This window comes from Paracoccus thiocyanatus (genome assembly GCF_900156255.1).
GTDB lineage: Bacteria > Pseudomonadota > Alphaproteobacteria > Rhodobacterales > Rhodobacteraceae > Paracoccus > Paracoccus thiocyanatus.
Window position 1 is genome coordinate 42,059 of record NZ_FTMK01000010.1, and the last position, 22,178, is coordinate 64,236.

Annotated in this window: 23 protein-coding genes; 11 read left to right on the forward strand and 12 right to left on the reverse strand. The window is 69.8% G+C overall.

Going from position 1 to position 22,178, the window contains the following annotated elements; translation table 11 throughout:
- Position 1 precedes the first annotated feature (1 nt).
- The 4 genes from F3H32_RS09295 to F3H32_RS09310 all read left to right on the forward strand — a co-directional run bounded on the left by F3H32_RS09295 (position 2) and on the right by F3H32_RS09310 (position 4,557).
- Positions 2-1,288 carry a dihydrolipoamide acetyltransferase family protein gene (locus F3H32_RS09295; protein WP_149765607.1) on the forward strand — a complete coding sequence of 429 codons (1,287 nt, stop codon included), beginning with the start codon at positions 2-4 and terminating at the stop codon, positions 1,286-1,288.
- A gap of 3 nt (positions 1,289-1,291) precedes the next feature.
- A complete protein-coding gene (lpdA, locus tag F3H32_RS09300) occupies positions 1,292-2,680 on the forward strand; it encodes a dihydrolipoyl dehydrogenase (RefSeq protein WP_149765608.1) in 1,389 nt (462 codons plus the stop codon).
- Between the two features lie 24 nt (positions 2,681-2,704).
- Complete coding sequence (locus F3H32_RS09305) at positions 2,705-3,424, forward strand: adenosylcobinamide amidohydrolase (RefSeq protein WP_149765609.1); 720 nt, start codon at positions 2,705-2,707, stop codon at positions 3,422-3,424.
- 116 nt (positions 3,425-3,540) lie between these two features.
- Positions 3,541-4,557 (forward strand): nucleotidyltransferase family protein, encoded by a 1,017-nt coding sequence (locus F3H32_RS09310; RefSeq protein WP_223191394.1) that lies wholly within the window; start codon positions 3,541-3,543, stop codon positions 4,555-4,557.
- A 27-nt stretch (positions 4,558-4,584) separates the two neighbouring features.
- Here the strand turns inward: F3H32_RS09310 and F3H32_RS09315 are convergent, their stop codons facing one another.
- Complete coding sequence (locus F3H32_RS09315; protein ID WP_149765611.1) at positions 4,585-5,613, reverse strand: LacI family DNA-binding transcriptional regulator; 1,029 nt, start codon at positions 5,611-5,613, stop codon at positions 4,585-4,587.
- A 96-nt stretch (positions 5,614-5,709) separates the two neighbouring features.
- On the opposite strand from F3H32_RS09315, the gene F3H32_RS09320 reads away from it, so the two are divergent.
- Genes F3H32_RS09320 through F3H32_RS09340 form a run of 5 tightly spaced genes read left to right on the forward strand, consistent with a single transcriptional unit; the run spans position 5,710 to position 11,277 of the window.
- A complete protein-coding gene (locus F3H32_RS09320; RefSeq protein WP_149765612.1) occupies positions 5,710-6,762 on the forward strand; it encodes a sugar phosphate isomerase/epimerase family protein in 1,053 nt (350 codons plus the stop codon).
- Positions 6,759-7,853, forward strand: a complete 1,095-nt coding sequence (locus F3H32_RS09325; protein ID WP_149765613.1) for a Gfo/Idh/MocA family protein — start codon at positions 6,759-6,761, stop codon at positions 7,851-7,853. Before F3H32_RS09320 ends, F3H32_RS09325 begins: the two co-directional genes overlap by 4 nt.
- Positions 7,850-9,334, forward strand: a complete 1,485-nt coding sequence (locus F3H32_RS09330) for a sugar ABC transporter ATP-binding protein (protein ID WP_149765614.1) — start codon at positions 7,850-7,852, stop codon at positions 9,332-9,334. The genes F3H32_RS09325 and F3H32_RS09330 overlap by 4 nt, the downstream gene beginning before the upstream one ends.
- On the forward strand, positions 9,331-10,299 hold the full coding sequence (locus tag F3H32_RS09335; protein WP_149765615.1) for an ABC transporter permease: 969 nt from the start codon (positions 9,331-9,333) through the stop codon (positions 10,297-10,299). The genes F3H32_RS09330 and F3H32_RS09335 overlap by 4 nt, the downstream gene beginning before the upstream one ends.
- 18 nt (positions 10,300-10,317) lie before the next feature.
- Complete coding sequence (locus F3H32_RS09340) at positions 10,318-11,277, forward strand: ABC transporter substrate-binding protein (protein ID WP_149765616.1); 960 nt, start codon at positions 10,318-10,320, stop codon at positions 11,275-11,277.
- A 54-nt stretch (positions 11,278-11,331) separates the two neighbouring features.
- Here the strand turns inward: F3H32_RS09340 and F3H32_RS09345 are convergent, their stop codons facing one another.
- Positions 11,332-12,474 (reverse strand): alpha-D-ribose 1-methylphosphonate 5-triphosphate diphosphatase, encoded by a 1,143-nt coding sequence (locus F3H32_RS09345; RefSeq protein WP_149765617.1) that lies wholly within the window; start codon positions 12,472-12,474, stop codon positions 11,332-11,334.
- Positions 12,475-12,569: 95 nt separating this feature from the next.
- On the opposite strand from F3H32_RS09345, the gene F3H32_RS09350 reads away from it, so the two are divergent.
- Entirely contained in the window at positions 12,570-13,250 is a 681-nt protein-coding gene (locus F3H32_RS09350) for a DUF1045 domain-containing protein (RefSeq protein ID WP_149765618.1), read from the forward strand.
- Here the strand turns inward: F3H32_RS09350 and phnN are convergent.
- Genes phnN through phnG form a run of 7 tightly spaced genes read right to left on the reverse strand, consistent with a single transcriptional unit; the run spans position 13,232 to position 18,195 of the window.
- On the reverse strand, positions 13,232-13,765 hold the full coding sequence (phnN, locus tag F3H32_RS09355) for a phosphonate metabolism protein/1,5-bisphosphokinase (PRPP-forming) PhnN (RefSeq protein WP_149765619.1): 534 nt from the start codon (positions 13,763-13,765) through the stop codon (positions 13,232-13,234). The two genes, F3H32_RS09350 and phnN, sit on opposite strands and share 19 nt — an antisense overlap.
- Positions 13,762-14,445 carry a phosphonate C-P lyase system protein PhnL gene (gene phnL / locus F3H32_RS09360; RefSeq protein WP_149765620.1) on the reverse strand — a complete coding sequence of 228 codons (684 nt, stop codon included), beginning with the start codon at positions 14,443-14,445 and terminating at the stop codon, positions 13,762-13,764. Before phnL ends, phnN begins: the two co-directional genes overlap by 4 nt.
- Before the next feature lie 4 nt (positions 14,446-14,449).
- The gene (gene phnK / locus F3H32_RS09365) at positions 14,450-15,232 is read right to left on the reverse strand and encodes a phosphonate C-P lyase system protein PhnK (RefSeq protein ID WP_149765621.1); all 783 of its coding nucleotides are present in this window, start codon (positions 15,230-15,232) and stop codon (positions 14,450-14,452) included.
- Complete coding sequence (locus F3H32_RS09370; RefSeq protein ID WP_149765622.1) at positions 15,229-16,101, reverse strand: alpha-D-ribose 1-methylphosphonate 5-phosphate C-P-lyase PhnJ; 873 nt, start codon at positions 16,099-16,101, stop codon at positions 15,229-15,231. The genes phnK and F3H32_RS09370 overlap by 4 nt, the downstream gene beginning before the upstream one ends.
- Complete coding sequence (locus F3H32_RS09375) at positions 16,098-17,180, reverse strand: carbon-phosphorus lyase complex subunit PhnI (protein ID WP_149765623.1); 1,083 nt, start codon at positions 17,178-17,180, stop codon at positions 16,098-16,100. The genes F3H32_RS09370 and F3H32_RS09375 overlap by 4 nt, the downstream gene beginning before the upstream one ends.
- Positions 17,180-17,746, reverse strand: a complete 567-nt coding sequence (gene phnH / locus F3H32_RS09380; protein WP_149765624.1) for a phosphonate C-P lyase system protein PhnH — start codon at positions 17,744-17,746, stop codon at positions 17,180-17,182. The genes F3H32_RS09375 and phnH overlap by 1 nt, the downstream gene beginning before the upstream one ends.
- Positions 17,743-18,195, reverse strand: coding sequence for a phosphonate C-P lyase system protein PhnG (phnG, locus tag F3H32_RS09385; RefSeq protein ID WP_149765625.1), 453 nt, complete (start codon positions 18,193-18,195; stop codon positions 17,743-17,745). The genes phnH and phnG overlap by 4 nt, the downstream gene beginning before the upstream one ends.
- 117 nt (positions 18,196-18,312) lie before the next feature.
- Between phnG and phnF the strand changes: the two genes are divergently transcribed.
- Entirely contained in the window at positions 18,313-19,032 is a 720-nt protein-coding gene (gene phnF, locus F3H32_RS09390; protein WP_115757225.1) for a phosphonate metabolism transcriptional regulator PhnF, read from the forward strand.
- On the opposite strand, the gene phnE (F3H32_RS09395) is transcribed toward phnF, so the two are convergent.
- From phnE (F3H32_RS09395) to phnD, 3 genes are read right to left on the reverse strand one after another with little or no spacing between them, the layout of a single operon-like run.
- A complete protein-coding gene (gene phnE / locus F3H32_RS09395) occupies positions 19,029-20,354 on the reverse strand; it encodes a phosphonate ABC transporter, permease protein PhnE (RefSeq protein WP_149765626.1) in 1,326 nt (441 codons plus the stop codon). The two genes, phnF and phnE (F3H32_RS09395), sit on opposite strands and share 4 nt — an antisense overlap.
- Before the next feature lie 3 nt (positions 20,355-20,357).
- Entirely contained in the window at positions 20,358-21,206 is an 849-nt protein-coding gene (phnE, locus tag F3H32_RS09400) for a phosphonate ABC transporter, permease protein PhnE (RefSeq protein WP_149765627.1), read from the reverse strand.
- 57 nt (positions 21,207-21,263) lie between these two features.
- Positions 21,264-22,169 carry a phosphonate ABC transporter substrate-binding protein gene (gene phnD, locus F3H32_RS09405; RefSeq protein ID WP_149765628.1) on the reverse strand — a complete coding sequence of 302 codons (906 nt, stop codon included), beginning with the start codon at positions 22,167-22,169 and terminating at the stop codon, positions 21,264-21,266.
- Between the last annotated feature and the right edge of the window lie 9 nt (positions 22,170-22,178).

Here is a 22,178-nt window from a genome sequence, read left to right on the forward strand (position 1 = left end):
CATGGGTATCCACGCAATCCGCATGCCCGATATCGGCGAAGGCATCGCCGAGGCCGAGATCGCCGAATGGCTGGCCCAGCCCGGCGACATCCTGCGCGAGGACGACCCGATGGTCGCGGTCATGACCGACAAGGCGACGGTGGAAATCCCCTGCCCCTTCACCGGCACGGTGGTCTGGCAGGCAGGCCAGCCCGGCGACGTGATCGCCGTCGGCGCCGAGCTGGTCCGGCTGGAAGTGGACGGGCCGGGCAATGTCGCGGACGATGCGCCACCGGCGGAACCGTCGCGGCAGGCCGAAACCGCCCCCGCCGATCCCGAACCGGCGCAGCCCAAGGCCGAAGCGCCGCCCGCGCCCGCGCCCCAGGCGGAACCGCCGGCCGCGAAACCGCCGGCCAAGGCCGCGCCCGCCGCGCCCTTGCGCGCCGAAGGCGAGCGGCCCATCGCCTCGCCCGCCGTGCGGGCACGGGCGCGCGAGGCGGGGGTGGACCTGCGGCTGGTGCGCGGCTCGGGTCCGGCCGGCCGGATCGGGCACGAAGATCTGGATGCCTTCATCGCCTCGGGCGGCATTCCCGCCCCTTCCGGCCCGCAGGCGGATACCGGCGTCGAGGACATCCGCGTCATCGGCTTGCGCCGCAAGATCGCCGAACGCATGGAGGCCGCCAACCGCGTCCCGCAGATCACCATCGTCGAGGAAGTGGACGCAACCGCCCTGGAAGACCTGCGCGCCCGGATGAATGCGCAGGGCAAGGGGATGCGGCTGAACCCGCTGCCCTTCATCGCCCGCGCAATCGTGCGCGCGCTGCATGAACAGCCGATGCTGAACGCGCATTACGACGCCGAGGCCGGGCTGATCCGCCGCTTTGGCGGGGTGCATCTGGGCATCGCCGCGCAGACCCCGCATGGGCTGATGGTGCCGGTCGTGCGCCATGCCGAGGCGCTGGACCTGCGCAGCCTCGCGGCCGAGATCGCGCGGCTGGGCGCGGCGGCCAAGGAAGGCACCGCCAAGCGCGACGAGCTTGCCGGCTCGACCATCACCATCACCTCGCTGGGGCCCCTGGGCGCCATCGCCTCGACCCCGATCCTGAACGTCCCCGAGGTCGCCATCGTCGGCGTCAACCGCCTGGCGGTGCGGCCCCACTGGAACGGCGCCGCCTTCGAGCCGCGCAAGATGATGAACCTGTCATGCAGTTTCGACCACCGGGTGATCGACGGCTGGGACGCCGCCGTCTTCGTGGCGCGGCTGAAAGAGCTGCTGGAAACCCCGGCGCTGATCTTCGTGGAGGGCTGAGCGATGCGCGAGATCCAATGCAGGCTGCTGGTCATCGGCGCCGGCCCCGGCGGCTATGTCTGCGCCATCCGCGCCGGGCAGTTGGGCGTCGACACGGTGATCGTGGATGCCGAGCCGCCGGGGGGAACCTGCCTGAACGTGGGCTGCATCCCGTCCAAGGCGCTGATCCATGCGGCCGAGGAATATCATCGGCTTGCCCAGCTTTCCTCGACCCCGTCGATGGGGATTTCGGCGGGCGCGCCGCGGCTGGACCTGGGCGCCACCATGGCCTGGAAGGACGGCATCGTCGAGCGGCTGACCGGCGGCGTCGCCACGCTTTTGCGCAAGGCCAAAGTGCGGCTGGTGACGGGCCATGCCCGCATCCGCGACGGCAAGACCGTGCTGGTCGAGACGCCCGAGGGCCCGGTGCAGATCCGCACCGAGGTGCTGGTCATCGCCACCGGCTCGGAGCCGATCGAGGTGCCGGCGCTGCCCTTTGGCGGCAAGGTCATCTCATCGACCGACGCGCTGGCGCTGACCAAGGTGCCGGGCCGGCTGGCCGTGGTCGGCGGCGGCTATATCGGGCTGGAACTGGGCATCGCCTATGCCAAGCTGGGCGCGCAGGTGACGGTGGTCGAGGCCGCGTCGCGCATCCTGCCGCAATACGATGCCGAACTGACCCGGCCGGTGGCGCAGCGCCTGGCGCAGTTGGGCGTGCGGGTGCTGACCGGGGCGCGGGCCGGCGGGCTGTCGGACAGCGGCGCGCTGCGCGTCGCCGGCGTGGACGGGGCCGAGGACATCCAGGCCGACAAGGTGCTGGTGACGGTGGGCCGCCGCCCGCGCGCTACCGCCGCTGGGGTGGCCGGGCTGCGGCTGGAGATGGCCGGCCCCTTCATCCGCATCGACGAGCGCTGCCGCACCTCGATGACCGGCGTGCTGGCCATCGGCGACGTCACCGGCGAGCCGATGCTGGCCCATCGCGCCATGGCCCAGGGCGAGATGGTGGCCGAACTGGTCGCCGGCCAGCGCCGCGCCTGGGACAAGCGGGCGATCCCGGCGGTCTGCTTTACCGACCCCGAGATCGTTTCGGTGGGCCTGTCCCCCGACGAGGCGGCGGCGGCGGGGCGCGAGGTCGTGACCGGCCTTTTCCCCTTTGCCGCCAACGGCCGGGCGATGACCTCGGACGACGAGACGGGCTTCGTCCGCGTCACCGCCCGCCCCGACACGCATGAGGTGCTGGGCATCCAGGCGGTCGGCGCCGGCGTGGCCGAGATGGCCGGCGGCTTTGCCCTGGCGCTGGAAATGGGCGCGCGGCTGGAGGACATCGCCGGCACCATCCACGCCCATCCGACCCGCGGCGAGGCGCTGCACGAAGCCTGCCTGCGCGCGCTGGGTCACGCCCTGCATATCTGAAAGGGCATTGATCGCCGCCCGGCGATGGCGCAAACCCGGCCGGCATGGGCGCGGGGGATGGCGGTGGCAGGAACGGATTTGCGGGTCAGGCTGGCCCCGCCCTGGCTGGTGGCCGATCTGGGACGAGAGCGGCGGGTGCTGTCCTTTGCCCCGCATCGCCCCGGCTTTCGCAGCGCGCGGCATATCCTGATCCGCCAGGTCCGCGATGCCGACCTGACCCCGGACCTGGATGCCGCGGCCTGGCTGGGGGAGGAGATGGCGCGGATCGACCATGGCGGCGACGTGGGCATGATGACCTCGCGCGCGCTGCGCCATTACCGGATGGCCCATGCCGGGCCGGCGGCCTGCCTGGCCACCGTCGGACTGGGCAATGCCGAACGGGTCGGCCGGCGTCGCATGGTCCAGCCCCGCGGCTATGGCACCATCAACATCGCCCTGCTGATCGAAGGCGGGCTGACCGATGCCGCGATGATCGAGGCGCTGAGCATCGTGGCCGAGGCCCGCACCGCCGCGGTGATCGCCGCCGGGATCGAACTGCCGACCGGCCGCGCCACCGGCACCGGCACCGATTGCATCGCGGTCGCCTGCGACGCCGGCGGCACGGGTTTTGCCGGGCTGCACACCGCGCTTGGCGAGGCGATCGGGGCGGCGGTCCATGACGCCGTGCTGGCCGGCGCCCTGGAATGGGTGGCCGAACATGGGACCCAGCCGGCCGGTGCGGTGCCAGGTTGCGCGGGTGCATGAGTATTTGAGAAACGGTGAAATCGGGCAGTCACGTCCTACCCCACAGATTTTTTCTTGTGGGGTAGACGCGAGGGGATTATCCTTGCCCCACAAGGAAGAAACTGTGGGGTAGCGCGGTGATGCAGCATCTTTCGCCGGTGGCGGTGGCGGCCTGGACCGATTTGCTGCGGCATCTCAAGGATGCGGCGGTCAGCGAATTGCGCGGGGTGCCGCGGCTGAAGAAGGTCGGGCAAAGGGCCTATTGGTATGATCATTTCCGCATCGGCGACCGCACGCTCGACCGCTATATCGGCGAGGATGGCGAGGAATTGCGCGCGCGGCTGGACCGGCTGGAGACCCTGCGCGAGGCCGAGAGGCAGAGCCAGCGCGAACGCTCGCGGCTGATGCGCGTCCTGCGGGCCGAGGGCTGCCTGATGACCGACCGCGGCACCGGCCAGGTGATCTCGGCCATGGCGCGGGCGGGGGTGTTCCGGCTGGGGGGCACGCTGGTCGGCACCCAGGCGTTCCGCTGTTACGAGGGGGAACTGGGCATCCGCCTGGGTTTCGACCAGACGGCGATGACCGACGACATCGACATCGCCAGCTTCGAGCGGCTGTCCTTGGTGCTGGGCGACCAGGTGACCGAGCCGCTGGCCGAGGTGTTCCGCGAGCTGCGCTTTGCCCCCCTGCCCTCGGTCGAGGGGCAGCGGGTCTGGCGCTGGCGCCAGGGCGAGCAGCAGACGCTGGTCGAGTTCCTGACCCCCTGTTTCGACGGCACAGAAGGGCTGCGCGACCTGCCGGCGCTGGGAGTTTCGGCGCAGAGCCTGCATTACCTGAACTTCCTGATCGCCGAGCCGATCCGGGTGCCGCTGCTTTACCGCGCCGGCTTCCTGATCCAGGTGCCGCGGCCCGAACGCTATGCCATCCACAAGCTGATCGTCGCCGACCGCAGGCGCGAGGGGCCGGAGGCGCTGAAGGCGCGCAAGGACCGGGCGCAGGCCGCGTTCCTGATCGAGGCGCTGGCCGAGGAACGCCCCGACGATCTGCGCGACGCCTATGAGACGGCGATGGCGCAGGGCCCGTCCTGGCGGACACGGCTGGCGGCGACGCTGGCGCGGTTGCCGCATCTGGCCGAGCGGCTGGCGGCGCTTTAGCCCTGGGCAGGCGCGCCGGACGGCCGCTTATGACGGGGGCGGCGGCGCCGTCGTTTCGCGTTCCATCAGCCGGGGCGCCAGCAGGGTGACGGGCGCAATCTCGCGCCCGGCGATGCGATCCAGGATGATCCGCGCCGCCTTGCGGCCGATCTCGCGCTTGGGCTGGCGGATCGTGGTCAATGCCGGGGACAGGTGCGAGACCAGTTCGATATCGTCGAACCCGACGATGGACGCGTCGCGCGGCACCGCAAGCCCGGCGCGATGCAGCCCGGACATGAAGGCGCAGGCCATCTCGTCGGAAAAGGCGAAGATGCCGGTGGGCCGGTCAGGGCGCGGCAGCGCCAGCCATGCCTGCGCCGCCCGCTGTCCCGACTGCATGGTAAAATCGCCGGGAAACTCGGTCAGGCGGACGCCCCCGGCACCTTCATGCGCGCCCTCATGCGCGCCCTGGTGGCGGGCCTGGTGCAGCACGTTGCCGGGCGGGCCGCCGATCAGCCCGATATGGCAATGGCCAAGCGCGCGCAGATGCGCCACGGCCAGCCGCCCGCCCTGGCGATTGTCCAGCATGACGCGGGGCAGGTCCGCCCCCTCGATCCATTCGCAGGCGGTGACGACCGGCGGCAGGTCCGCCCGCCCCGCCAGGTCGCCAAAGGGCGCCAGCCCGTCCATGAGGATGATCCCATCGGCGCGCGACGGGTCCAGGAAACGGTCCAGCCGGGTGTGGCGACCGCTGTCTTCCAGCGTGTCGGCGACCAGCAGGTCATAGCCCGCACCAGCCAGTTCCCGCCCCATCCCGTCCAGGATCTTGGCAAAGAACGGATTGCCCAGGTTCGGCACCAGCGCCACGACGCAGCCGGTCCGCTGCTTGCGCAGGTTTCGCGCGGCGTGGTTCATGCGATAGCCGGTTTCGGCCACGGCCTGCATCACCGCCTCGCGCGTGGCATGGGCCACCACTCCGGGATTGGACAGCACCCGGCTGACGGTCGAGGCCGAGACCCCCGCGCGCCTGGCGACATCCGACAATCTGGCCCGTCCGGGCGGCGTCTGGCTTTCCATCGCCAAAGATTATCCGCCCGCGCCGGGCGGGTGCAAGAAAATGTTTGCAATCGATTGCAGAGAAGTGCAGCCTAAGCCCAAGGGGAAAGGGAAACCATGCGGACCATCAAGGGACCGGCGCTGTTTCTGGCGCAGTTCATCGGCGACAAGGCGCCCTTCGACAGTTGGGACGGCATCACCCGCTGGGCGGCCGATTGCGGCTATCTGGGCGTGCAGGTGCCGACGCATGACCCGCGCATCCTGGACCTGGCGCTGGCCGGGGAATCGGCGGCCTATCGCGACGAATTCCTGGGCATCGCCCGGCAGAACGGCGTCGAGGTGACAGAGCTTTCGGCGCATCTGCAAGGCCAGCTTGTCGCCGTGCATCCGGCCTATGACGCCGGCTTCGACGCCTTTGCGCCGCCGGCCCTGCGCGGCAATCCTTGCGCGCGGCAGGAATGGGCGGTGGACCAGGTCGCCCGCGCCATCCGCGTCAGCCGCCTGCTGGGCCTGGACCGGATGGCGACCTTCTCGGGCGCGCTGGCCTGGCCCTATCTTTACCCCTGGCCGCAGCGCGCGCCGGGGTTGGTCGAGGCGGCCTTTGACACCCTGGCCGCGCGCTGGCGCCCGCTGCTGGACCTGGCCGAGGAAAACGGCATCGACCTTTGCTATGAGATCCATCCGGGCGAAGACCTGCATGACGGCGCCACCTTCGAGATGTTCCTGGACCGGGTCGGCGGGCATGCGCGGGCGAACATGCTTTACGACCCGTCGCATTATGTCCTGCAACAGCTTGATTACCTGCAAAATATCGACATCTATCACGACCGCATCCGCATGTTCCACGTCAAGGATGCCGAGTTCCGCCCCACGGGCCGGCAGGGCGTCTATGGCGGCTTCCAGCCCTGGGCGGAGCGCGCCGGCCGCTTCCGCAGCCCCGGCGACGGGCAGGTGGATTTCCGCAGCGTGTTTTCCAAGCTGACGCAATACGGTTTCGACGGCTGGGCGGTGGTCGAATGGGAATGCGCGCTGAAACACCCCGAGGACGGGGCGCGGGAAGGCGCGCGTTTCGTGCGCGACCACATCATCCGGGTGACGCCCCATGCCTTCGACGATTTTGCCGTCAGCCGCGTGGACCGCGCCGCCATCGACAGGGCGCTGGGGCTATGATGCCGGTCCGCCTAGGCATGGTCGGCGGCGGCAGCGGCGCCTTTATCGGCGCCGTCCACCGCATCGCCGCGCGCATGGACGGCCGCTTCGTGCTGGTGGCGGGGGCGCTGTCCTCGGACCCCGACCGCGCGGCATCCGGCGCGGCCGAACTGGGCATCCGCGGCTATGACGATTTCGCCCGGATGGCACGGGCCGAGGCGGCGCGCGCCGACGGGATCGAGGCGGTCAGCATCGTCACCCCCAACCACCTGCACGCCGCCCCCGCCGCGGCCTTTCTGCGCGCCGGCATCCATGTGATCTGCGACAAGCCGCTGGCGGCGACGCCCGAACAGGCGCGCGAGATTGCGCAGGCCGCGCAGGCCAGCGGCGCGCGATTCTTTTTGACCCACAACTACTGCGCCATGCCGATGCTGCGCGAGGCCCGCGCCCTGGTGGCCGAAGGCGCGCTGGGGGATATCCGGCTGGTGCAGGCCGAATACCTGCAAGGTTGGCTGGCCGACCCGGCCGAGGGCAAGCAGGCCGAATGGCGCACCGATCCCGCCCGCGCCGGGGCCGGGGCCATCGGCGATATCGGCACCCATGCCTGGCAGCTTGCGCAATTCGTCACCGGCCAGACGCCCGCGTCCCTGTCGGCGCAACTGTCCAGCCTGGTGCCGGGCCGCGCGGTCGATGACGATGCCCGCATCGCGCTACGCTACGGCTCGGGCGCGCGGGGCGGCATCTGGGTCAGCCAGGTCGCCGTCGGGCAGGAAAACGGGCTGTCGCTGCGGGTCTTCGGCACCAAGGCCGCGCTGGAATGGCGCCTGACCGACCCCGAGCGGCTGATCCTGTCGCCCAAGGACGGCCCGGCCCGCATCCTGACGCGGGCGCAGGACCGCAGCGCCTCATACCGCACGCCGCCGGGCCACCCCGAGGGCTATCTGGAGGGGTTCGCCAATCTTTATAGCGATATAGCGGCCATTATTCGCGGCGATTCCAGCTATGTGGACCGCGTGCCGGGACTGGATGCCGGCCTGTCAGGCATGGCGTTCATCGCCGCCGCCCAGGCATCCTCGGGACGGGATGGCGCGTGGACAGAGGTGGGGCCATGACCGTGCTGGCGCTGGACAATGTCTCGAAACGCTTCGGCCCGATCGAGGTTCTGCACGGCGTCGATCTGGCGCTGGAACCGGGCGAGGTCCATGCCCTGATCGGCGAGAACGGCGCCGGCAAGTCCACGATCATGAAGATCCTGGGCGGCTTCCTGGACCCGACCGCGGGCCAGGTGCTGCTAGACGGCCAGCCCGTCCATTTCGCCAGCGGCCCCCAGGCCGAGGCGCAGGGCATCGTGGTCATCCACCAGGAATTCAACCTGGCCCCCGACCTCAGCGTGGCAGCGAACGTGTTCCTGGGCCGCGAAGCCGGCGCCTGGCGGCTGGACCATGCCGCCATGCGCGATGCCACCGCCGCGCTGCTGAAACGCCTGGACACTAGCATCGACCCCGATGCGCGCATCCGCGACCTGTCGGTGCCCGACCGCCAGATGGTCGAGATCGCCAAGGCCCTGTCGCGCCAGGCCCGCGTGCTGATCATGGACGAACCCAGCGCCGTGCTGACCCATCGCGAGGTCGGCGCGCTTTACGCGCAGATCGACCGGCTGCGGGCCGAGGGGGTGGCGATCCTTTACTGCTCGCACCGGCTGGACGAGGTGGCGCACCTGGCCGACCGCATCACCGTCCTGCGCGACGGCCGCGTGGTGCGCCAGGCCCTGCGCGGCGAGTTGACCGAGGACGGCATGGCCACCGCCATGGTCGGCCGGGAATTGCAGGACTTCTACCCGCCCAAGGGCCAGCCGGGCGACGCGCCCGCGCTGGAGGTGCGGGGCCTGACCGTGCCCGGCCGGGTCCGCGACGTCAGCCTGACCCTGCGCCGGGGCGAGGTGCTGGGCATCGCGGGCCTTGTCGGCTCGGGCCGCACCGAACTGGCCGAGGGGCTGGTCGGCCTGCGCCCCGCGACCGGCGAGATCCGCGTCGAGGGCCGGCCCGTCGCCATCCGCAGCCTGCGCGACGCCTTTGCGGCGGGACTGGCCTATCTGACCGAGGACCGCAAGGAAGCCGGGCTGCTGCTGGACAAGGGCCTGCGCGAGAACCTGACCCTGGCCACGCTGGAGCGTTTCGGCGCCTGGCGGCTGGACACCGCGGCCGAGGATGCAGCGCTGGACCGGGCCACGCGCGAATTCGACATCCGCGCGCCCCGCCGCGACATGCTTGCGGGCAAGCTTTCGGGCGGCAACCAGCAAAAGCTGCTGCTGGCCAAGGTGATGCTGCCCGACCCCCGGATCATCATCATCGACGAGCCGACGCGCGGCATCGACGTGGGCACCAAGCGCCAGATCTATGCCTTTATCCGCAAGCTTGCCGCCGAAGGCCGCAGCCTGATCGTCATCAGCAGCGAAATGACCGAGGTGATCGGCCTGTCGGACCGCGTGCTGGTCATGCGCGAAGGGCGGCTGGCCGGCGAAGTCGCGGGCCAGGCGATGACCGAAGACAATATCGTCCGCTTGGCCATGGGCGTGACCGGAGACGTTGCATGAAGATAGACCTGCATACCCTTGGCCCGCTTGTCGCCTTGGTCGCCCTGGTAATCCTGGGCGCGGCACTGAACAGCGCCTTTCTGGCGCCGGCGAACATCACCAACGTGCTGGCGCGCTCGGCCTTCATCGGGCTGATCGCGGTCGGCATGACCTTCGTCATCACCGCGGGCGGGCTGGACCTGTCGGTAGGGTCCATGGCGGCATTCCTGGCCGGGATCGCCATCATCGCCATGAACGCCGCCCTGCCCGGAATGGGCAGCAACTGGGGCACCATCCTGCTGGGCATGGGCGTCGCGGTGCTGGGCGGCATTGCCGCGGGCTATCTGAACGGCGCGCTTGTCACCAAGGCGGGGATCGAGCCCTTTATCGTCACCCTGGGCACCATGGGCATCTTTCGCAGCCTGGTGACATGGCTGGCCGACGGCGGCACGCTGTCCTTGGATTACGGGCTGCGCACGCTTTACCGGCCGGTCTATTACGGCGGCATCGGCTGGATCACCTGGCCGATCATCGTCTTTGCCCTGATCGCGTTCCTGGGCGAATGGGCCATGCGCCATTCCCGCTTTGGCCGCCATGTTGAGGCCATAGGCTCGAACGACCGGGTGGCGCGCTATTCGGCCATCGACGTGAACCGGGTGCGGCTTTTGACCTATGTCCTGCTGGGCGTGCTGGTCGGGCTGGCGGTGGTGCTTTACGTGCCGCGCCTCGGCTCGGCCTCGGGCTCGACCGGGGTTCTGTGGGAGCTTGAGGCCATCGCCGCCGTCATCATCGGCGGCACGGCGCTGAAGGGCGGGCGCGGCCGGGTCTGGGGCACGGTCGTGGGCGTCCTGATCCTGTCCTTGATCGACAATATCCTGAATCTGGCCGACCTGGTCAGCCCCTATCTGAACGGGGCGATCCAGGGGGTCATCATCGTTCTTGCTGTCGTCTTGCAGCGGGAGAAACGCACCGCCGACGAGCGGTGACTGGGGAGGAAGCAAATGATGAAACGCAGAAGCCTGATGAAAGCCGCGGCCCTGATGGCCGCGATGGGGATCGCCGCCCCCGCCACCGCGCAAGAGGCCGAGAAGAAGATCATCGGCGTGTCGATCCCGTCGGCCACCCATGGCTTCATGGGCGGGCTGAACTGGCACGCCCAGGACACGATCGAGCGGTTGGGCAAGGCCTATCCGAACCTGGAATTCGTGCTGTCCACCGCCGGCGATGCGGCCAAGCAGGTCAACGATATCGAGGACATGATGGCCACCCGCAACATCGACGGGCTGGTGGTGCTGCCCTTTGAATCCGAGCCGCTGACCGCCCCGGTCGCCGCCGTGAAAGAGGCGGGCAAGTTCGTCACCGTCGTCGATCGCGGCCTGTCGCAAGAGGGCATCGAGGATCTTTACGTCGCCGGCGACAATGCCGCCTTCGGCCGCGTCGCCGGCCAGTATTTCCGCGACAACCTTGAACCCGGCGCCAAGATCGTGGTGCTGCGCGGCATCCCGACCACGCTGGACAACGAGCGGGTCGAGGCGTTCCAGGCCGCACTGGACGGGTCGGATGTCGAAATCCTGGACATGCAGCACGGCAACTGGAACCGCGACGACGCTTTCGCGGTGATGCAGGACTATCTGGCGAAATATCCCGAAATCGACGCGGTCTGGGCGGCCGACGACGACATGGCCATCGGCGTGCTGGAGGCGATTTCCGCCGCGGACCGCCAGGACGAGATGTGGGTGATCGGCGGCGCCGGCATGAAAGAGATCGTCAAGCGCATCATGGAGGGCGACCAGCAGTTGCCGGTGAACGTGACCTATCCGCCGGCGCTGATTTCATCGGCCATCGAGATGACGGCGCTGAACTTCGTGTCCAATGCCCCGATGACCGGGCGCTTCATCATCGGCAGCCAGTTGATCACGCCCGAAAACGCCGAGCAGTTCTATTACCCCGACAGCCCGTTCTGACCGGGCAAGCCGTGCAGCCCCCTTGCCTCGGCGGGGCTGCGTCCGGCGACGCGATCAGGCGACGCGGCGCCCCTGCACCCAGGCGCCGCGCAGCGCCGCGCCGCCACCGATGCGGGCGACGCGGATCACGTCGGCCCGCGCGCCCAGGGCCAGCCGGCCGCGATCGGCAAGCCCGGTGGCCTGGGCCGGGGCTTCGGTCGCGGTGGCGATACCGCGCGCCATGTCCCCCCACAGATCGCCCAAAAGCAGCGCCGCCGACAAAAGCGACGAGGGCACGTAATCCGAAGACAGGATGTCCAGAAGCCCCGCCTCGGCCAGGTCGGCCGCGGCGACATTGCCCGAATGGCTGCCGCCGCGGATCAGGTTCGGCGCGCCCATCATCACCCGGATGCCGTGATCGCGGCAGGCCGCCGCCGCCTCGGCCGTGGTCGGGAACTCGGCGAAAAACGCGCCATGGACGGCGGAAATCGCGACCTGCGCCGCGGTGGTGTCGTCATGGCTGGCCAGCACCGCGCCATAGCGCCGCGCCTCGGCCACCGCCGTCGCCTCGTGCAGCGCGCCCAGCCGGTCGCGCAGGGCGCGCTGGCTGGCGACATGGTCGGCAAAGCCCTCGTCCGACAGGCCATGCTTGCCGCAGACGTAATCCCTTAGCTTGGACAGGTCGCGGAACTGCCGCTCTCCGGGCGTGTGGTCCATCAGGCTGACGATGCCGATGCGGTCCTGGGGGCCGAACTTGGCCATCTCGGCCACCAGGGTTTCGGAACAGACCTCGGCCCGCAGGTGCAGGTAATGGCTGATCTTCAGCGCGCCCATGGAACGCAGCTCCAGGATCTCGTCGGCCAGGGCGCGGGCATATTCGCCGTAATTCGCCTTGCCGTCCGATACGACCGACCCCACGCGCAGCGCGTCGAAGACCGTGGTGATGCCCACGCTGGCCAGTTCGCCGTCATGGGCCAGGATCGCCGCCTGGTGCGGCCAATGCACGCGCGGGCGGGGCTGGATGTGACGCTCCAGGTTGTCGGTATGCAGTTCGATCAGCCCCGGCAGCACCAGATCGCCCTGGCAATCCACCGCGCCCTGCGGCACCGCCCGGCCCTGGTCGATGGCGGCGATGCGGCCATCCGCCAGGCGCAGCGCGCCGCGGATCACCTCGTCCGGCAGGACAAGCGTGGCATTGGCTAGGATCGTCTCGGTCATCTTTCGTCGTCCTGTCTTGCGTCCGGGTCCATGGACGGGCTGAATGCCAGCGCCGTGTCACAGCCCTGTGACATGCCAGCGATAAGAGCCCCTGCATGGACATGATAAAGCGTTACGCCGTCTATTACGCCCCGCCCGAGGGCGATTTCGCCAGCCGCGCCAGCGCCTGGCTGGGCTGGGATGCCGCCGCGGGCCGGCCGCTCACCCCGCCTGATCTGGGCCTGTCGGCGGCCGAAATCACCCGCGATCCGTGCAAATACGGCTTTCACGGCACGCTGAAGCCGCCCTTCCGGCTGGCCGGGGGCCGGGATGCCGACGAGTTGCAGCGCGCCCTGGCGGAATTGGCGGGCCGGCTTGCGCCCGTGACCCTGCCCGGCCTGCACTTGGCCAGCCTGGGCGGTTTCCTGGCGCTGGTGCCCCAGGGCGATACCGCGCCGCTGCAAGCCCTGGCGGCGACCGTGGTGGCGGCGCTGGACGGCCTGCGCGCGCCCCTGATCCAGGCCGAGATCGCCCGCCGCCGCCCCGAGCACCTGACCCCGCGCCAGCGCGAATTGCTGGACCTCTGGGGCTATCCCTATGTCATGGAAGAGTTCCGTTTCCACCTGACCCTGACCGACCGGCTGGAGGAGCCGCTGGCCACCCAGGCAGCGCAGATCCTGGAGGCGCATTTCGCCCCGGTCCTGCCCCGGCCCTTCCAAGTCGCGGACCTGTGCCTGTTCGGAGAGGCCGAGGACGGGCGCTTTCACCTGCTGCATCGCTATACCCTTTCCGGCTGAAGCGCGGCCAGGAACCGCGCCAGCCCCTGTTCGGGCGTGCCGTCATTGACCACCACCCGCGGCGCGATGCCGGGCGGCAGCGGAAAGCCCGCCCGCGCCAGCCGAGCCGCCTGATCCGCGCCGCTTTCGCGCCCGCGCCCGGCCAGCCGCCGCGCCAGCACCTCGGGCGGGGCCGTCACCAGCAGCACCACCAGGCCGGGAAACTGCGCCTGCGCCTCAGCCAAGGCGGCGCGGCTGGCATTGATGAGCAGCGTACCCTGCCCGGCCAAGGCATCGGCCGGGATGCCGTAGCCCAGCCCATGCGCGCGCCAGTGCAGGGCGAATGCGCCGGCCTGCCGGCGGGCGGCGAACTCGGCTTCGGTCACGCCCTCGAAATCCTCGCCGCCGGCCTCGGCCGGGCGGGTGACGACGCGGCGGGCGGCGCGGATGTCGGGCCGCGCGGCGCAGGCCAGCGCCATCAGCGTGTCCTTGCCCGCGCCCGAGGGGCCGACCACGGCGACCAGCCGCCGGCTCATGCCGCCAGCCCCGGCGTGAAGCCGGTCACATCGACCAGCCGGTCGCAGACCCGGTCCCGCGCCCCCTCGTCGTGAAAGATGCCCAGGATCGCCGCGCCGCGGGCCTTGGCCTCTTCGATCAGGCGCAGCACCACCTCGCGGTTCTGCGCATCCAGGCTGGCCGTCGGCTCGTCCAGCAACAGCGCCGGATAGTCATGGGCAAAGCCGCGGGCGATGTTCACCCGCTGCTGCTCGCCACCGGAAAAGGTGGTGGGGGAAAGCCGCCACAGCCGCTCGGGAATGTTCAGCCGCGCCAGCAATTCGGCGGCCCGCGCCCGCGCGGCATCCGGGGCGACGCCCAGCCGCAACAGCGGCTCGGCCACCACCTCCAGCGTCGGCACGCGGGGCACGACGCGCAGGAACTGGCTGACATGGCCCAGGACCGCGCGGCGCAACGCCAGGATCTGCCGCGGCTCGGCCGTGACCACGTCCAGCTCGCCGATGCGGATCGAGCCGGCGCCGGCCAGGTAATTGCCATAGACCATGCGCATCAGCGTCGATTTCCCGGCGCCCGAGCGGCCGACCAGCCCGACGCATTCGCCAGGACCCACGCGCAGATGCGCCCCCGCCATCACCGGGATGGCGACGCCGCCCTGATTGTGCAGGGTGAAGCTTTTCGAAAGGTTCTGGATCTCGATCATGGGGCTACACCTGAAGGACAGAGGACACGAGAAGCTGGGTATAGGCATGCTGCGGATCATCCAGCACCTGGTCGGTCAGGCCGGTTTCGACCACCCGGCCCGATTTCATCACCATCAGCCGGTCGGCCAGCAGCCGCACCACCGCCAGGTCATGGGTCACGATCACCACCGACAGGCCCAGGTCGCGCACCAGCCCGCGCAGCAGGTCCAGCAGCCGCGCCTGCACGCTGACGTCAAGCCCGCCCGTGGGTTCGTCCATGAACACCAGCCGCGGCCCCGTCACCAGGTTGCGCGCGATCTGCAAGCGCTGCTGCATGCCCCCGGAAAAGGCCGAGGGGCGGTCGTCGATGCGGTCCGCCGCGATCTCGACCCGGCCCAGCCAGTCGGTGGCGCTCTCGCGGATGGCGGCATAGTTTCGCGCGCCCACGGCCATCAGCCGCTCGCCGACATTGCCGCCGGCGGAAACGCCCATGCGCAGCCCGTCGCGCGGGTTCTGGTGGACATAGGCCCAGTCGCCGCGCAACAGCCGCCGCCGCTCTGCCTCGGAAAAACCCAGCACATCGGCACCGTCGAACAGGATCCGCCCCTGATCCGGGCGCTGGTGCCCGGCCAGGCAGGACAGCAGCGTCGATTTCCCCGAGCCGCTTTCGCCGACGATGCCCAGCACCTCGCCGGGATAAAGGTCGAAGCCGACATCGGCGCAGCCGATCCGCGGGCCGTAGCGTTTCGTCAGGCCCTGCACCGACAGCAGCGGCGCGGCGGTGATGGCGTTCTGCATCAGGGTCATGGCGTGGCTCCTTGCGGCGACAGGCGGCCGCGATGCCCCTGCGCCTGGCGCGAGGCGCAGAAATCGGTGTCGGAACAGACGAACATGCGGCTGCCCCGGTCGTCGGTGATGACCTCGTCCAGATAGCTGCTGCCCGCGCCGCACAGGTCGCATGCGTGATCGGCCTTCGAGGCGGTAAAGGGATGGTCCTCGAAATCCAGGCTGACCACGTCGGAATAGGGCGGCAGGGCATAGATGCGCGCCTCGCGCCCGGCGCCGAAAAGCTGGATCGCCGGATTGCCGGCCAGTTTCGGATTGTCGAATTTCGGAATGGGCGAGGGGTCCATGACATAGCGCCCCTCGACCCGGACCGGATAGGCATAGGCGGTCGCGATCTCGCCATGCCGGGCGATGTCCTCGTAAAGCTTGACGTGCATCAGCCCGTATTCCTCAAGCTCGTGCATCTTGCGCGTCTCGTTCTCGCGCGGCTCCAGAAAGCGCAGGGGCTCGGGGATCGGCACCTGATAGACCAGGACCTGGCCCTCGGCCAAGGGCTGTTCCGGGATGCGGTGGCGGGTCTGGATCACCGTGGCGTCGGCGGTGCGCTCGGTCGTCTCGACCGCCGCCGTGCGCTGGAAAAAGCGGCGGATCGACACGGCGTTGGTGGTGTCGTCGGCGCCCTGGTCGATGACCTTCAGCCGGTCGTCCGGGGTCAGGCAGGCCGCCGTCACCTGCACGCCGCCGGTGCCCCAGCCATAGGGCATGGGCATCTCGCGGCTGGCAAAGGGCACCTGATAGCCGGGGATCGCCAGCGCCTTCAGAAGCGCGCGGCGGATCATCCGCTTGGTCTGTTCGTCCAGATAGGCGAAGTTATAGGCTTGGTCGGTCATTCCGCCGCCTCCTGCATCTGCACGGCCTCGCGCCGCATCCGCCGGACCAGTTCCAGTTCCGCCTGGAAATCGACGTAATGCGGCAGCTTGATATGTTCCAGGAACCCCGTCGCCTGGATGTTGTCGCAATGGCTTAGCACGAATTCCTCATCCTGCGCCGGGGCGCCGGTGAAATCCTCGCCCAGTTCCTGCCAGCGCAGGGCGCGGTCCACCAGCGACATGGAAATCGCCTTGCGCTCGGACTGGCCCATGACCAGGCCATAGCCGCGGGTGAATTGCGGTGGCTCGGTCTTCGAGCCCTTGAACTGGTTCACCGTGTCGCATTCGGTCAGTTCGACCTCGCCGATCTCGACGGCAAAGCCTAGCTCGGGCAGATCGACCTGAACCGCGACGCGGCCGATGCGCAATTCGCCGACAAAGGCGTGGGTGCGGCCATAGCCGCGCTGCGTCGAATAGGCCAGCGACAGGGTGAACCCCTCGTCCGCCCGCGCCAGCGCCTGCAAGCGCAGCGCGCGCGAAGCCGGCAGTTCCAGCGGCTGGCGCGTCAGGTCGGGGGCGGGCGTGTCGTCCCTGGGCTGCCCCTCGATCAGCCCGTCGCGGTCCAGCAGGCCGGTGACATGCGGCACCGGCTCGTCCCGTGCAGGCGCCTGCGGCGCGGGCGGCACCTCACCCTCCGCCGCCAGCGCGAAATCCAGCAGGCGGTGGGTATAGTCGAAGGTGGGCCCCAGCACCTGCCCGCCCGGCAGGTCCTTGAACGTGGCCGAGACGCGGCGATCGACCGCCATCGCCGCGGTGTCGACCGGGCGCGAGACGCCGAAACGCGGCAAGGTGGTGCGATAGGCGCGGATCAGGAACACCGCCTCGATCAGGTCGCCGCGCGCCTGCTTGATCGCCAGCGCCGCCAGGTCGGGATCGTAAAGCGAGCCCTCGGCCATCACCCGGTTCACCGCCAGCGCCATCTGCTCGCGGATCTGGGCCACGGTCAGTTCGGGGATGGCGGGATCGCCCCGGCGTTCCTCGGCCAGCCAGGCATGGGCGGCGTCGATGGCGCGTTCGCCCCCTTTGACGGCGACATACATCAGGCGTCCTCCACGATGGTGCTGCGCGGCAGGGCGGCCAGGCGCGCGCCGCAGGTCAGGATGCAATCGAAGCCCAGCGGGAACAGCCCCCGGTTGGCGCGGAAGGCGGCGGTTTCGGGCAGGGACAGCCGCGCCTCGGTTTCGATGCCGGGGCCGGTCAGGCGCGCGCCCTGCGCCTCTAGCCGGTCCAGTTCCACGATCAGCGTGGCCGAGCGGTCGGGATAGGACGGCTCGCCGATGCGAAAGCGGCTAAGGGGGTGCAGCGCATCCCAGCCGCCGAGCGCGAATTGCGCCTGATCGGCCGCAACCAGCGGGGCGCCGGTGTGAAAGCCGATCCAGCCGCGCAACGCCTCGCAATCCGCCGCGCCGGCCAGATGCAGCGGCGTAGTGGCGTCGGTCAGGGTCAGCAGCGCCACCCCGGCCGCGACCGAGATCGGCGCGGGCGGTTCGGCCCCCATGACGGCAAAGATGCGGCCGGGCCGGGCCATGGCCTCCAGAAGCGCGCGAAAGGCATGGGCGGATTGGGTCGAGGGGGCGGCGAAACCCCCGGTCAGGATGGCGTTCATGCGTCCTCTCCGCGCAGCATGGTGAAGAATTCGACGCGGGTGGCGGCGGCCTTGGCGGCGCGGCTGGCGCGCACCTGGGCGGCCTCGGCCCGCAGGGGGGCCAGCACCTGCGCCTCGATCCGCGGCGCCGCATCGGTCTGCATCAGCGCATCGGCCAGGGCGGCGCGGGCGGCATGGCCCTTGTCGCGGCCCTGCACGCAGGCATGGCCCACCGCGCCCCCGGCCAGCCGGACCGAACAGCGGGTCACGGTCATCTCGCCCAGGTTGAAGGGCGCGCCGGTGCCGCCGATACGGCCCTGCACCATCACGGTGCCGATTTCGGGCGCGCGCAGCATCTCATGCGCGGGCAGGTCGGGCAGCAGCGCCGCCAGCCGCCCCGGCGGCGCCTTGGCCAGGGCCGAGATCCAGTCGCGGCGCCGGGCGGTTTCGGGTGGGGATGGTTGGGACATTCCGGGCCTCGACAAGCTTGCGGGTTTGTCTAGTTTCCTATACAACTAGACAAGTGATAGCCTGCCCGCCGATTCGGCTCAAGGGCCGGGCGCGTGAATTTTTGGTGACAGGGAAACATGGCCCGCAATCCGATCTGGAAATCCATCGCCGACACGCTGGCCGGCGAGATCGCCGAGGGCCATTACCATCCCGGCGACAAGCTGCCGTCCGAGGCGGTGCTGGCCGCGCGTTTCGGCGTCAATCGCCACACCGTCCGCCACGCGCTGGCCGCGCTGGCCGACAGCGGGACGGTGCGCTCGCGCCGCGGCGCGGGGGTCTTTGTCGCGGCGCGGCCGACCGATTACCCGCTGGGGCTGCGGGTGCGGTTTCACCAGAACGTCACCGCTTCGGGGCGCACGCCTTCGCGCCGGCTGACGCTGACCGAAACCCGCGCCGCCAATGCCGACGAGGCCGAGGCGCTGCACCTTGCCCCCGGCAGCCCGGTGCATGTGGTCGAAGGCGTGTCGCTGGTCGATGGCCAGCCGGTCGCCGCCTTCCGCTCGGTCTTCGATGCCGGGCGCTTCCCCGAGCTTTTGCGGCATGTGGCGGCGATCCCCTCGGTCACGGCGGCGCTGGCGGAATGCGGGCTGAGGGACTACACCCGCGCCTCGACCCGGCTGACCGCGGAACTGGCGCCCGCGGTGATGGCGCTGGCGCTGGAACTGCCCCAGGGCGCGCCGGTGCTGCGCTCGGTCGCGGTGAACGTGGATGCGGGCGGCGTGCCGGTCGAATACGGCACCACCTGGTTTTCCGGCGACCGGGTGACGCTAAGCCTGCGCGCCCCCGACGGCTGCTAGCCCTTGATCAGCCGGCGGCGCAGCCAGCCTGAAAAGCTGTCCATCGCCATCACCATCAGCACGATCAGCACCATGTAATAGGCCACGTCCTCCCAGTCCTTCTGGGTCTGGATCGCCTGGGTCAGCAACAGGCCGATGCCGCCGCCGACGATGGCGCCGATCACCGTGGCGCCGCGGGTGTTGGATTCCAGGAAATACAGCACCTGGCTCAGCAGCACCGGCGTCACCTGCGGGATCACCCCAAAACGCGCGCGCTGCACGGCGCCCGCCCCGGTCGAGCGTATCCCCTCGACCTGCTTTTCGTCGATGTTTTCCAAGGCTTCCGAGAACATCTTGCCGAAGCTTCCGGTATCGGTCAGCAGGATCGCCAGCGCGCCGGTCATGGGTCCGGGACCAAAGGCGCGGGCCAGCACGATGGTCCAGATCAGCCCATCGACGCCGCGGATGAAGTCGAAGACCCGCCGCAGCCCGAAACGCAGCGCGCCCAGCGGCATCATGTTGCGCGCCGCCATAAAGGCCAAAGGCAGCGCCAGGATCGCCGCGCCGAAGGTGCCCAGAAAGGCCATCAGCACCGTCTCGAACATGGCCCAGATCACGTCGCCATGCCGCCACATGGGATTGGTCCAGAAATCGCGCGCCATGGCGGCGATGTTGGGCAGGTCGGGAGTGACGCGCGGACCCCAAAGCGCGCTGGCGGCGATTTCGGGCCAGCTCATGTAGTGAAACGGACTGTCCAGGGTAAAGAAGAACAGCGCCCAGCCCGGCTCATAGCGAAAGGTCTCGACCTTGGAGCGGGTATAGGCAAAGCGGCCGGCCGGGGTGGTGACGCTGACCCGGTTGGCCGAGGCGCTGATCCAGTCGGGCAGCGGCTCGGGCGCGGTCAGGCGCAGCCGGCCGTCCTGGGGCCGGATGTCGATCAGGCCGTAACCCGGCACGTCATAGCGCGCGCCTTGCGCGTCATAGGTGACGACATGGCCCTGGCCCAGGTCGATGCGGGTGGCGTCGTCCTGGGTGGCGATCCATTCCGGCAGGCGGTCGGCGGGATAGACCCCCTTGGCCTCGCCGTCGATGGCAACGCGCAGCGCGCCCGAGCGGTTGTCGCGGGTCACATGGGTCTTGTGCTGCCAGAAATCCGCCAGCAGCACGGCGGCATTGTCCATCCGCGCCCGGCCCGCCAGCCCGGCCAGGTCAAAGGCGATGGCGGCATAGGCCAGATAGGCCAGGATCGCCAGCGGCACCGCAAAGGCTGCCAGCCGGCGGCGGGCAAAGCGGGTCAGCACGGTATCGGTCAGCGCGGGGGACAGCGTGGCGGTTGCGGTCATGGTTCAGCCCCTTACCAGCCGGCTGCGCGCCTGGTCCGACAGCCGGTCGATGGCGACGATGGCGACGAAAAGCAGCGCGAATATCGCCACCACCTCGTCATAGCGGCCCATGCCCCATTGCATCGCCAGCTTCAGGTCGTAGCCGATGCCGCCCGAGCCGACGAAGCCCAGGATGGCGCTGGCGCGCAGGTTGATCTCGAACCGCATCAGCGCATAGGACAGCCAGTTCGGCGCCACCTGCGGCAGCACGCCCAGCCCGACCTGCTGGCCCCAGCCGGCCCCGACCGAGGCCAGCCCCTCGACCGGCTTCAGGTCGGCATTCTCGGCCACTTCGGAAAACAGCTTGCCAAGCGCGCCGGCGGTATGCAGCGAGATGGCGATGACCGCCGGCACCGGCCCGCCGCCCAGGATATAGATCAAGACCAGCGCGACCACGATTTCCGGCACGGCGCGCAGCGCGTCCATCAGCCGGCGAAACAGCCCGGTCAGCCGCGGCCAGCGCGCCAGCCCGCGCGTGGACAAAAGCGCCAGCCCCATGGCGGCCAGCCCGCCGATCAGCGTCGAGACGGCGGCGATGTTCAGCGTCTCGACCAGCGAGGGCAGGTGCTCGGCCAGCAGGCCCGGCAGGTTCGCGCGCTTCTGCCAGGCTTCGGCCAGCACCTCGGACGGAAAGGCGAGGACCATCGGCAGCCCATCGACAAAGCCGCCGGCATTGCGGCTTTCCGCCAGCCGGAACCCGGCCGCCATCATGGCGACGAAGATCACCAGCAACAGCCCGCCATACATGCGGCGGCGGCGCGCCAGTTCCAGATAGGCGTCGCGATGCGCCGCGCCGGGGGTAAGATCGACCATGGGAAACCTGCGGATGGAAGATGGGCCGCGCCGTTGCGGGCGCGGCCGGGGGCGCTTTTACTGCGCCGTTTCCTGCATCTTGCGGGCGGCGACCACGCCCAGATAGGCGTCATGCGTCACCGGCACAAAATCCATGGCCTCGCCATGCGCGACGCCATAGGCGCAGTCGCGGTCGGTCTCGTGCAGGTCGGCGCTCAGCCGGATGAGCTTGTCCTTGACCTCTTGCGGCAGCGCCTTGCGCAGCACCATCGGCCCTTCCGGGATCAGCTTGGACTTCCAGATCTCGACCAGGTCGTTCATCTCGACCAGCCCGGCATCGGCGGCCTTGCGGAAGGCGCCCGAGTTATAGCCGTCCTCCCATTCGCCCAGCCCGTCGGCCCAGCTTACGCCGGCGTCGAAATCGCCGTTGGCCACGCCGATGATCGCCTGCTCATGCCCGCCCGCGAAACGGACCTGGCCAAAGAAATCCTCCAGCTTGCCATGGGTCTCGGCCAGCTCGGCCCCCGGCACCAGGTAGCCCGAGGTCGAGTTCGGCTCGGCAAAGGCGAAGGACTTGCCCTTGGCGTCCTGGATCGAGGCGATGCCGCTGTCCTTGCGGGCAAAGCCGATCGAGTAATAGCCGGTCGAGCCGTCCATGTTCTGCTTGGTCAGCACCGGCTCGACCGCCTCGGGATCGGTCAGGTGGATCTTGGCATAGCCCGAGGCGCCCAGCCAGGCCATGTCCAGCGTGCCGCCCAGCAGGCCCTGGATGACGCCGTCGTAATCGGCCGGGGTAAAGACCTTGACCGGAACGCCCAGCTCGGCCTCGATGGCGGCGCGGTAGCATTCGTTCGAGGTCATGCGGTCCTGCGCGTTCTCGCCGCCCATGATGCCAAGGTTGAAGCCGGTGATCGGCTGGGCCGAGGCGGCCGAGGTAAGGGCGGTGGCGGTGGCGGCGGCAAGCGCCAGGGCAAGCGGTTTCATGGTCTCTCC

Bases quoted from the DNA above. Each gene is read 5' to 3' on its own strand.
- phnL (WP_149765620.1), bottom strand. From the start codon at position 14,445: ATGATCGAGATCCAGAACCTTTCGAAAAGCTTCACCCTGCACAATCAG.
- phnN (WP_149765619.1), bottom strand. From the start codon at position 13,765: ATGAGCCGGCGGCTGGTCGCCGTGGTCGGCCCCTCGGGCGCGGGCAAG.
- F3H32_RS09305 (WP_149765609.1), top strand. From the start codon at position 2,705: ATGGCGCAAACCCGGCCGGCATGGGCGCGGGGGATGGCGGTGGCAGGA.
- phnE (WP_149765626.1), bottom strand. From the start codon at position 20,354: ATGACCGCAACCGCCACGCTGTCCCCCGCGCTGACCGATACCGTGCTG.
- F3H32_RS09370 (WP_149765622.1), bottom strand. From the start codon at position 16,101: ATGACCGACCAAGCCTATAACTTCGCCTATCTGGACGAACAGACCAAG.
- F3H32_RS09315 (WP_149765611.1), bottom strand. From the start codon at position 5,613: ATGGAAAGCCAGACGCCGCCCGGACGGGCCAGATTGTCGGATGTCGCC.
- F3H32_RS09340 (WP_149765616.1), top strand. From the start codon at position 10,318: ATGAAACGCAGAAGCCTGATGAAAGCCGCGGCCCTGATGGCCGCGATG.
- F3H32_RS09350 (WP_149765618.1), top strand. From the start codon at position 12,570: ATGGACATGATAAAGCGTTACGCCGTCTATTACGCCCCGCCCGAGGGC.
- phnH (WP_149765624.1), bottom strand. From the start codon at position 17,746: ATGAACGCCATCCTGACCGGGGGTTTCGCCGCCCCCTCGACCCAATCC.
- phnK (WP_149765621.1), bottom strand. From the start codon at position 15,232: ATGACCCTGATGCAGAACGCCATCACCGCCGCGCCGCTGCTGTCGGTG.
- F3H32_RS09345 (WP_149765617.1), bottom strand. From the start codon at position 12,474: ATGACCGAGACGATCCTAGCCAATGCCACGCTTGTCCTGCCGGACGAG.
- phnG (WP_149765625.1), bottom strand. From the start codon at position 18,195: ATGTCCCAACCATCCCCACCCGAAACCGCCCGGCGCCGCGACTGGATC.
- phnE (WP_149765627.1), bottom strand. From the start codon at position 21,206: ATGGTCGATCTTACCCCCGGCGCGGCGCATCGCGACGCCTATCTGGAA.
- F3H32_RS09320 (WP_149765612.1), top strand. From the start codon at position 5,710: ATGCGGACCATCAAGGGACCGGCGCTGTTTCTGGCGCAGTTCATCGGC.
- F3H32_RS09325 (WP_149765613.1), top strand. From the start codon at position 6,759: ATGATGCCGGTCCGCCTAGGCATGGTCGGCGGCGGCAGCGGCGCCTTT.
- phnD (WP_149765628.1), bottom strand. From the start codon at position 22,169: ATGAAACCGCTTGCCCTGGCGCTTGCCGCCGCCACCGCCACCGCCCTT.
- F3H32_RS09330 (WP_149765614.1), top strand. From the start codon at position 7,850: ATGACCGTGCTGGCGCTGGACAATGTCTCGAAACGCTTCGGCCCGATC.
- F3H32_RS09335 (WP_149765615.1), top strand. From the start codon at position 9,331: ATGAAGATAGACCTGCATACCCTTGGCCCGCTTGTCGCCTTGGTCGCC.
- F3H32_RS09375 (WP_149765623.1), bottom strand. From the start codon at position 17,180: ATGTATGTCGCCGTCAAAGGGGGCGAACGCGCCATCGACGCCGCCCAT.
- lpdA (WP_149765608.1), top strand. From the start codon at position 1,292: ATGCGCGAGATCCAATGCAGGCTGCTGGTCATCGGCGCCGGCCCCGGC.
- phnF (WP_115757225.1), top strand. From the start codon at position 18,313: ATGGCCCGCAATCCGATCTGGAAATCCATCGCCGACACGCTGGCCGGC.
- F3H32_RS09295 (WP_149765607.1), top strand. From the start codon at position 2: ATGGGTATCCACGCAATCCGCATGCCCGATATCGGCGAAGGCATCGCC.